At 33.0% G+C, this 9,953-nt stretch carries 9 protein-coding genes; 7 read left to right on the top strand and 2 right to left on the bottom strand.

What is annotated here, in order from left to right:
- Positions 1 to 37 precede the first annotated feature (37 nt).
- The 7 genes from WN975_RS19160 to WN975_RS19130 all read left to right on the top strand — a co-directional run bounded on the left by WN975_RS19160 (position 38) and on the right by WN975_RS19130 (position 7,340).
- Positions 38 to 1,009, top strand: coding sequence for a type IX secretion system membrane protein PorP/SprF (locus tag WN975_RS19160; protein WP_337967890.1), 972 nt, complete (start codon positions 38 to 40; stop codon positions 1,007 to 1,009).
- A 167-nt stretch (positions 1,010 to 1,176) separates the two neighbouring features.
- Positions 1,177 to 2,364 (top strand): phosphoglycerate kinase, encoded by a 1,188-nt coding sequence (locus WN975_RS19155; RefSeq protein WP_337967889.1) that lies wholly within the window; start codon positions 1,177 to 1,179, stop codon positions 2,362 to 2,364.
- Positions 2,365 to 2,474: 110 nt separating this feature from the next.
- On the top strand, positions 2,475 to 4,316 hold the full coding sequence (locus WN975_RS19150) for a LysM peptidoglycan-binding domain-containing protein (protein ID WP_337967888.1): 1,842 nt from the start codon (positions 2,475 to 2,477) through the stop codon (positions 4,314 to 4,316).
- 46 nt (positions 4,317 to 4,362) lie between these two features.
- The gene (locus WN975_RS19145; RefSeq protein WP_337967887.1) at positions 4,363 to 5,331 is read left to right on the top strand and encodes a DUF4837 family protein; all 969 of its coding nucleotides are present in this window, start codon (positions 4,363 to 4,365) and stop codon (positions 5,329 to 5,331) included.
- 50 nt (positions 5,332 to 5,381) lie between these two features.
- The gene (locus WN975_RS19140) at positions 5,382 to 6,023 is read left to right on the top strand and encodes a DUF1579 domain-containing protein (protein WP_337967886.1); all 642 of its coding nucleotides are present in this window, start codon (positions 5,382 to 5,384) and stop codon (positions 6,021 to 6,023) included.
- Positions 6,024 to 6,180: 157 nt separating this feature from the next.
- A complete protein-coding gene (locus WN975_RS19135) occupies positions 6,181 to 6,627 on the top strand; it encodes a GNAT family N-acetyltransferase (protein WP_337969008.1) in 447 nt (148 codons plus the stop codon).
- Between the two features lie 158 nt (positions 6,628 to 6,785).
- Positions 6,786 to 7,340, top strand: coding sequence for a TlpA disulfide reductase family protein (locus tag WN975_RS19130; protein ID WP_337967885.1), 555 nt, complete (start codon positions 6,786 to 6,788; stop codon positions 7,338 to 7,340).
- Between the two features lie 163 nt (positions 7,341 to 7,503).
- Here WN975_RS19130 and WN975_RS19125 read toward each other — a convergent pair whose 3' ends face one another.
- Positions 7,504 to 8,307: an OmpA family protein gene (locus WN975_RS19125; RefSeq protein WP_337967884.1), complete on the bottom strand. Its 804-nt coding sequence runs from the start codon at positions 8,305 to 8,307 to the stop codon at positions 7,504 to 7,506.
- A 7-nt stretch (positions 8,308 to 8,314) separates the two neighbouring features.
- A complete protein-coding gene (locus WN975_RS19120; protein WP_337967883.1) occupies positions 8,315 to 9,952 on the bottom strand; it encodes a S41 family peptidase in 1,638 nt (545 codons plus the stop codon).
- Position 9,953: the final 1 nt, after the last annotated feature.

Here is a 9,953-nt window from a genome sequence, read left to right as displayed (position 1 = left end):
AAAGCCCCTTATTATGTTATCTAAAAAAATTATTACAATGAAAAAATTAATTTTATCCTTAGTACTCATGGCTGTAACAACAAGTTACAGCCAAGAGTTAAACCTACCAGTTTTTACACAATATTTGGCTGATAACCCTTTTGTGCTTTCTCCTGCTTATGCGGGTATTGGTGACAACCTTAGAATTCGTGCCAATGGCCTTACTCAATGGGTGGGAATTAAAGATGCGCCGGATAACCAATCTTTGTATGCTGATTTTCGTGTTTTAGATCGTTCTGGAGTTGGTATTTCATTATATAATGACAGTAACGGAAATACGAGACAAATGGGTGCTAAAGTATCTTTTGCACATCATATCATTTTAGATTATTATTCAAAGCAATATTTGTCTTTTGGTATTTCGTATAACTTTAATAGTTTCCGTATAGAAACCGGAAACTTCACCAATGACGGACCTATAGCAGATCCAAACATGCCGACGGACAATCGTTATACAGCAAATAATAACTTTGATATTAGTGCCTTGTATCGTAACAAGAGTTTCTATTTCAGTTTTAATGCCAATAATGTTTTAAAGAAAAATTTTAATATTGACAGAAAAAACGAACCTAATTTACTTTCGAACTATCAGGTATACACAGGTTATACTTTTAAAGACGGAGAAAACAGTCGTATAGAATACGAACCATCTGTTTTTTATCAATACTTTGCTAGTGATAAACGTTCAACAACCGATTTCAACTTCAAGTACAGACGTTACAATCGTTACGAAGATTATTATTGGATTGGAGTTTCATACCGTTTCTTAAACGACCAGTTTCCAAAACCATTATCAGTTGGACCAATGGTTGGTTTCATGAAATCTAAATTCTATTTTGCTTATTCGTACCAGGTAATGTTCAACGATCTTGGCGCTTACAATACCGGAACTCATTCTATAACGATTGGTTTCGATTTCTTACAAGCAATCAGTAACTGTCCTTGTACACAAGGTCCGGTTCACGATTAATTAGATCTGTAAGCATTTTTAGCAATTTTAATACTTAATTTGTTTATTTTCATAAATTACAACGTTTTCGTTGTTAATGGTATATTATTTTTAGATTTTTCAAATTTATTACTACTCTAAAAGTTCTATATTTGTTTTTCTATCAGAAAAATTAAAAAATTATCAAAATGAAAACTTTAAACGATTTCGATTTTAAAAATAAAAAAGCAATTATCCGTGTTGATTTTAATGTGCCACTGGATGAGAATTTTAATGTAACAGATGCAACACGTATCGAAGCTGCAAAGCCTACAATTGATGCAATTTTAGCTCAAGGCGGAAGCGTAATTTTGATGTCGCATTTAGGAAGACCAAAAGGTGCTGAAGAAAAATATTCATTAAAACACATTTTAAAAACAGCTTCTGAAATTTTAGGAGTTCAGGTTAAGTTTGCTGAAAACTGTGTTGGAGAAGTAGCTCAAACCGCTGCTAAAAATTTACAACCGGGAGAAGTTTTATTATTAGAAAATTTACGTTTTCATGCAGAAGAAGAAGCTGGAGATGTTGCTTTTGCAAAAGAATTAGCGTCACTTGGAGATATCTACGTAAACGATGCATTTGGAACAGCACACAGAGCACACGCTTCGACTACAATTATTGCACAATTTTTTCCAAACGATAAAACATTCGGAACATTATTGGCAAAAGAAATTGAAAGTTTAAATAAAGTTCTTAAAAACAGTGAAAAACCAGTAACAGCAGTTTTAGGAGGATCGAAAGTTTCTTCAAAAATTACAGTTATCGAAAACATACTTGACAAAGTAGATCATATGATCATTGGTGGTGGTATGACTTTTACATTTGTTAAAGCACTTGGAGGTAAAATTGGAGATTCTATCTGTGAAGATGATAAACAAGAATTAGCACTTGAAATTTTAAGACTTGCTAAAGAAAAGGGAGTACAAATTCACATTCCGGTTGACGTAATTGCAGCAGACGATTTCTCAAATACAGCAAATACACAAGTGGTCGACGTAAGAGAAATTCCTGACGGATGGCAAGGTCTTGACGCAGGTCCAAAATCTTTAGAGAACTTCAAGAAAGTAATTTTAGAATCAAAAACTATCTTATGGAATGGTCCATTAGGAGTTTTTGAGATGGAAACTTTCTCTAAAGGAACAATTGCATTAGGTGATTATATCGCAGAAGCTACTCAAAACGGAGCTTTTTCACTAGTTGGTGGAGGAGATTCAGTTGCAGCAGTAAAACAGTTTGGTTTTGAAGACAAAATGAGCTACGTTTCCACTGGTGGCGGGGCAATGCTAGAAATGTTAGAAGGAAGAGTTTTACCTGGAATCGCCGCGATTTTAGACTAAAATATCACAATTAACATTTTTTTGCGTATTTTTCATCGTTAATCTGTTTAAGTTTGCAAAAGTAAGACTTCTGTAATTATTTGAATTATAGGATTTTAAAAAAATGTTATATGATTGTAAAAAAATTATCAATAGTGGTTTCCGCTTTTTTTTCGATGTCGATGTTTGCACAGGTAGTCCCAACAACATCAACAATAGAAATTAAACCAGAAGTAAAGTTATCTTATCTGGATTCAGTTAAAAGTACTTTCAAAAAAGATGATGTTGCTACTCGAGTAGACAGTCTTTGGATGAAAGAATTAACAAGTTTAGATATTTATGACGATCTGACAAAAGACATTCAAACCATCAACACAGACGTTACCGTTGATGAAGAATTGCCAACAGAGTTGCTCAAACAACGACTTACGGCGATGAATGAGAAATCACCCTTTGAGATTGAATACAATCAAGGATTAGAAAATATAATAAAGTCATTTCTTAAGAACCGTAAAAAATCGTTTTCTCGATTAATGGCTTTATCAGAATATTATTTCCCAATTTTTGAGGACGCTTTTGCCAAACAAAATGTTCCCTTAGAAATTAAATATTTAGCCGTTGTAGAATCTGCTTTAAACCCTAAAGCAGTTTCTAAAATGGGCGCCACCGGACTTTGGCAATTCATGTACGGAACCGGAAAACAATACGCACTTAAAATTGATTCTTATATTGACGAACGTAGCGATCCACTTAAAGCTACAGCCGCAGCATCAGAATATATGACCAAGATGTATAAAATCTTTGGTGATTGGGAATTGGTTTTAGCATCTTATAATTCAGGACCAGGAAATGTTACAAAAGCAATTCGTCGCTCTGGCGGAAAAACAAGTTACTGGGACATCCGCAATTATCTTCCAAAAGAAACACAAGGTTATGTTCCGGCTTTTTTAGCAACAATGTATCTTTTTGAATATCATAAAGAACACGGAATTAACCCGGAAAGAGCAGTCGTTAAAAACTTTGAAACCGACACAATCAATATCAAAAGAGAAATGACATTCAAACAAATCGCAGATTTGTTAGACATGCCACAATCTCAAATACAACTTTTAAATCCTTCTTATAAATTAAATGTTGTGCCTTATTATCAGGGAGAACCTCATTTCTTGCGTTTACCGAAAGATAAAATTGCCACATTTGCTTCAAACGAAGATAAGATCTACGATTATGTTGCTTATCAATCACAAAGAAGAACTCTTCCTGCACAATTAGCATTAAAAGTAGCTCCAAAAGCAAGACCTTTTGCAAAAGAGAAACCGGAATTGGCTAAAGATATTCAGTTATACAAAATTAGAAAAGGTGATAATTTAATTACCATTGCTGAAAAGTATAATGTAAATGTTGCAGACTTAAAAAAGTGGAACAATCTTAAATCAAATGCAGTTGCGTTAGGAAAAACATTAAAAATCAAATCAGATGTTGATCCAATTGCTAAAAATACTGAAGACATAAAGTCTAATCCTGTAGTTGAGAAAAATACAGAAACAGCAATTGCATCTTCTGAAGAGAATGAAAAATCAAATACAGTAAATCAGGAATATGTTGTAGTTGCCGGAGATAATTTAGGCAGCATTGCCAAAAAATTTGGTACGACTGTTGCTGACCTAAAAGATCTGAACAATCTAACATCAAACAATGTTGGATTAGGAAAAACATTAGTTATCTCTAAAATCGTGACTGTTGTTGAAGGAAACAATGTTTCAACAGCTATAGTAGTAAATAATATCGATCCGTTTAAGAAAAAAGCAGCTTCTGCAAAAACCTTAGGAGAAGATTATTACGTTAAAAAAGGAGATTCGTTATATAGTATTTCAAAAAAATATCCTGGAATAACCATTTCAGATATTAAAAAATGGAATAATATTAAAGATGGAGATATTAAACCCGGAATGAAACTTAAAATAAACGGATAATAAAAAATCTTATTTAAATTTGGGTTTTATTTCATAAATTAATAAAATGAATAAAACCCATTTTTTTTTGTTACTATTACCATTTGTGCTGATTTCGTGTTTTAAAAACGAAAGACAATCCCAGCCAGTATCCGGTAAAACAAATACAATTTCCATAATCATAGACGATCAGTTATGGTATGGAGAAGTGGGCGATACAATTAGAAATAAATTTGCCTCACCGGTTTGGGGACTTACCCAGGAAGAACCACTTTTTACAATCAATCAATATCCTGCCAAATTACTCGAAGGCTTCGTTACCGATAGCCGAAGTATTATTGTTGTAAAAAAAGCAGCCACGGACAAATTCGAAATCATTCGAAGCAAAGCATTACCACACAATACATTTCGCATTTACGGAAAATCAATAGACGATATTATTTGCAGTATCGAAATGAATTCGGCACAAATAATAAAGATTATTAGAGATGCCGAGATTCAGAAGATTCAGGAAGATAATAGCAAATCATTATTGCATCCGGCTGTTATAAAAAACAAATTTCATATCGACATACAAATTCCAACAGGATATGAATATATGTTGCATAAAAAGAACTTTATCTGGCTTAAGAAAGACATTATTAGCGGCAACACAAGTTTACTTATTTATCAAATTCCCCTTCATGATTTCAAGACAGGTTCAAACGTTGTTGGAAGCATTATCAAAATGAGAGATTCAGTAGGTTATTATATCAAAGGCCGCGAACCAAATACCCGAATGATCACCGGAGAAGCTTATGCACCTTATTTTTCAACCACAGAATTAGACGGCAAAAAAGCCTATGAAACTAAAGGAAGTTGGGAATTAAAGAATGATTTTATGGCAGGTCCATTTATAAATTATGCCATTGTAGACAAAACCTATAATAGAATTTTGGTCATCGAAGGATTTTGTTATTCACCGTCAAACGAAGAACGAGATTTGATGTTAGATCTCGAAGCGATTATAAAATCAGTAAAAATAGATAAAAGGTAGTTTCTGAATTTTTTATACTTTTGTTTTAATAATCATTAAATCAATTAGTTATGAAAAATTTTTATATCACACTATCCATGTTCGCATTGTGTTTTGTTTCGTGTAAAAAAGAAATAAAAGCTGAAACTGAAACTGCAAAAGTTGCAGATGGTGTTAAAACAGAAGAACCAATTGTCGAAGAACCTTTAGATTCGGCAGCACAAATGAAAGCATGGGTAGCCTACGCAACTCCGGGAAATCCACATAAAATGATGGCAGATGAAATAGGAACCTGGAATTGCGATATGACTTTTTGGTCAGAAGCAAATGGAAAACCTGAAAAAGCAACTTCGACAGCAAATATCAAAATGATACTTGGCGGCCGTTATCAGGAAGCAAATTATCAGGGAAAAATGATGGGACAGCCTTTTGAAGGAAAAAACACATTAGCTTATAACAACGCTAGTAAAGAATATACAACCACTTTTATCGACAATATGGGAACAGGAATGGTAGTTGCCACCGGTACATTTGACGATAAAACGAAAAGTATAGAATTCAAAGGAGAAATGGTGAATCCTGTAAACGGTAAAAAAACACCTTATCGGGAAATTTATACAATTGTTGACCCAACTACTCGTAAAATGGAAATGTTTGACACCAAAAATGGATCAGAATACAAGAGTATGGAAATTATCATGAAGAAAAAATAAGTACACGATTTTAATACTTTAGATTTAAACTTTCAAACAAAAACAAAGAACCTGACTATTCTCGAAGTCGGGTTTTTTTGTTTATATCCGTAAAATCTTGGTTTAGTTCTGTTTTTTTGAATTAATTTAGGCGCTTCAATGTCAACAATAGGTAATGATGGAATTAAAATGGAAAATAAAACCGTTTGAAGCACTAACGGTTCATGAGTTATATGATTTGCTTAAACTAAGAAGTGAGATCTTTGTATTGGAGCAAAACTGCGTTTATTTAGATCTTGACGGCAAAGACAAGAAAGCATTGCATCTGATAGGAGAATATGATGGTAAAATCGTCGCGTATTCGCGTTTATTTGATGCCGGAATTAGTTTCGATAATAGTTCAATTGGTCGAGTAGTAGTTGATGCCAATTATCGCGATAAAAAATGGGGACACGATTTAATGCGTGAAGCAATTGCCGGAATAAAAACACATTTCGATAAAGATAAAATCACGATTGGAGCACAACTATATTTGAAGAAATTTTACGAAAGCCATGGATTTGTTCAATCAAGCGAAATGTATCTTGAAGATGATATCGAGCATATTGAGATGATTCGCGGTTGATTTTCCTTTATAGAAACATATCAAAAACATATCTGAAAATCTTTCTCAATAAGATTTTATAATACTTCAGGCCTTTATTTGTTTTTTGCAGATAAAGGCTTTTTTATTTAATCAGTTTTGAATTACATTTTTGTTTATTTTAGATAAAAAAAACATCTATGAAAAACATTCTTCTGATCCTTTTAGTTTTAATTGTGTCGCAACACACTTTTAGTCAAAACAAATTAAAAGTTGGTGAAAAAGCGCCAAAAGTAAATATCACTGATTATCTTCAGAATACTCCGAATGATAAAAGCCTGGAAAATAAATATATTTTGTTGGAGTTTTGGGCGACTTGGTGCCAAACTTGTTTAGAAGAAGTTCCAAATCTCAATAAAACTCAAGAGCGATTCAAGGACAGAAAAGATCTTGTTTTTGTTTCTATTACAGATGAATCGCCTGAAAAAACTAAAAAGACATTAGAAAGGGTAAAGTTTAATTCAATTGTAGTAAGTGATCAAACGAGAAAAGCCTTTAATGATTTTGTGGCCGATAATAAAGGTGAAATCGTTTTGCCTAAAACTGTTCTAATCGACAATAAAGGAATTGTAAGATGGATCGGAAAACCTTATACAATAAATGATGTAGTAATTAACAAGTTTTTGGAAGGAAAAGAAATTCTCGAATCTGATAATTCAGTATCGGAACGACCTGAAGAACCCACTTTTAAATAAGTAATAGGTTCAATATTTTTAATGATTACTATTTGAAAATTAATGCTATTATGTTGCAATAATAAAAAGCGATCAATTTACATTTTTATTATAACAATCTTAAAAATAACCATTTACTAGATATTGTTAGAGTAAAACTTTAAGCAAAAGTATTGGCAAGTAACTAAACTTTTGTAATCACAAACTCAACACGGCGATCTAAGGCATCACCTTTTTTTAGCGGATATTTATTGCCGCAACCCAAATAAGTCATTCGGCTTTTGGAGATTTTTTTGGAAATTAAATAATAAAAAACGGCTTTTGCGCGGTTCCAGGAAAGTCTTCTTTCCTTAGTATCTTTGTCAATTGCGTCACTATAAATTTCAGGAGTACAGCAAACGTGTCCTCTTATTTCAAATTGATAACTTTTTTTCTGAAGAAGTTTTTCGGCAATTTTATTTAATTCCTTTTTAGAAGTAGCGGTAAGTTTTGCGCTTCCAAAATCAAATAAGATATTTTCAAGATAGATTTTGTCGCCAACCTTCAAATCACTTCTAAGAGAGTTATAAATCCCTTTTCCAAAACTGTTTCGTTTTACAACGATCAAATCTACACGACGGTTTTTTGATCTTGTTTCATGAAGATTTTCGACAGTATCAGGTCGAACAACAACACGTCCTTTTCCTTCCAGAATTACGATTCTGCTTTGATTAAAGCCTTTTGAAATTAATAATTCCTGAATAGTATTAACGCGATTGTTGGATAAACGAAAATTATATTCGTCATTACCGCGATCATCACAATAGCCATATATCTGTATTGACTCCACTTTTGAGGTGTCAATAGTTTTAATAAAATTAGTTACAACTTCGGTTTGCTGATCCGTAAGATCATACTTGTCGAAATCAAAATAGATAGTTTCGATGGGTTTTTGCTGCGCCGATAAATTGTAAATAATAAACAGAAATAGGGCTCTACAAATCTTCATTATTTTTTTACATTTTTAAAATCGTCTTATACTCAGTTTGATTATTTAAAACGCTCACTGCTTTTTTAATTTCTGAATTGTTTTTAATGTAATATTGATATAAACCTTCCTGATATTGGTATCTTTTTATAAGTTCTTCCTGAATCAGGTTTCTAATTTCTTTTTGATTTTTGTCTAATAAAGTTGTTTCGCTTTTTTCAAGAGCGTTCAATAATTGCTGATATTCCGGCGCAATTGTTTCGTCTATCTTTTCTGTTTTGGCTGCAGCCAAAGTATTTTTCAAAGCTACTTCAGTTTCGGTATCAAACGTGATTTTGTTTGTTTTTAGATATTGTTTAAAGCTCGTATAATCAGCATCTGTAACCGTTGGAATCTTGTCTCCCAAATTAGGATTTTTGTAATAATAAGAAGTCGCATAGTCAAAAATACCGTCGTTTTTAAGCAATGCAGTTGTAATTGGGCTCATTTTAGTTTCATCCAATTCGATATCCGGCAAAACACCACCGCCATCATAAACCGTTCTTCCTTTTCTGGTTTTAAAAGCATTGAAATTTTTGGCATCAGTTTTTTGAGCCACACCATTTTTGTCTTTGTGCGCATAATCCAAAGCCTGAATACAACGTCCTGAAGGCGTGTAATAACGAGAAATTGTTACTTTAAGCTGAGTTCCGTAAGTCAAATCAACAGAACGCTGCACAAGACCTTTTCCAAAACTACGACTTCCTAAAATCACAGCGCGATCTAAATCCTGCAAAGCTCCAGAAACAATTTCTGATGCAGATGCACTTCGTCCATTCACCAAAATAGCCAACGGAATTTCAGTATCTACAGGTTCTTTAGTCGTTTTATAAGTATTATTATGTTTCTCGATTCTTGATTTTGTTGTTACAATAACCTCATTTTTCGGAACAAATAAATTACAGATATCAATAGCTTCGTTTAGTAAACCACCCGGATTTCCTCTTAAATCAAGAACGATTTGAGTTGCTCCATCAGCTTTTAATTTCTCAAGCGCATCTTTTACTTCATTTGATGCCTTTCGGCTAAAGTGTGCCAAAACGATATAACCCGTTTTCTCATCTATTTTTCCATAGAAAGGAACAGATTTAATATCAACTTCGTCCAAAACCAATTCTGTCGTGAAAGTTTTGCCCTGACGAATATATTTTATGCTAATTTTTGTGTTTTTTGTTCCCTTCAATAATTGCGAAGCATCATCTTTAAAATCGGCAATCAAAACATCACCAATCTGAATAATTTCATCACCCGCTTTAAGTCCGGCTTTGTCAGCAGGATAATTTTTATAAGGTTCACGAACAATTAAACGATCTTTCTTTCTGGCGATCATAGCACCAATTCCGGTGTATTCGCCAGTATTATTAATCTTGAAGTTTACAACATCTTGCTCATTAAAGTAAACCGTATACGGATCTAAACTTCCCAACATACTTTTAATCGCCTTATCCATCAAATCACCCGGATTTGTTTCGTCGACATAATTGGTGTTGACCGCTTTGAATAATGTTGTGAATATTTCTATTTGTTTCGCGATCTCAAAGAAATCATCTTTGAAACTGGTTCCAATAAATAAAAATCCAGCTGCAACGGTTGGAATAATGAACTTCTTTTTGAAATAAGGATACATG

This window comes from uncultured Flavobacterium sp. (genome assembly GCF_951805225.1).
Classification (GTDB): Bacteria; Bacteroidota; Bacteroidia; order Flavobacteriales; family Flavobacteriaceae; genus Flavobacterium.
This window is presented reverse-complemented; position numbering and strand designations above follow the sequence as displayed.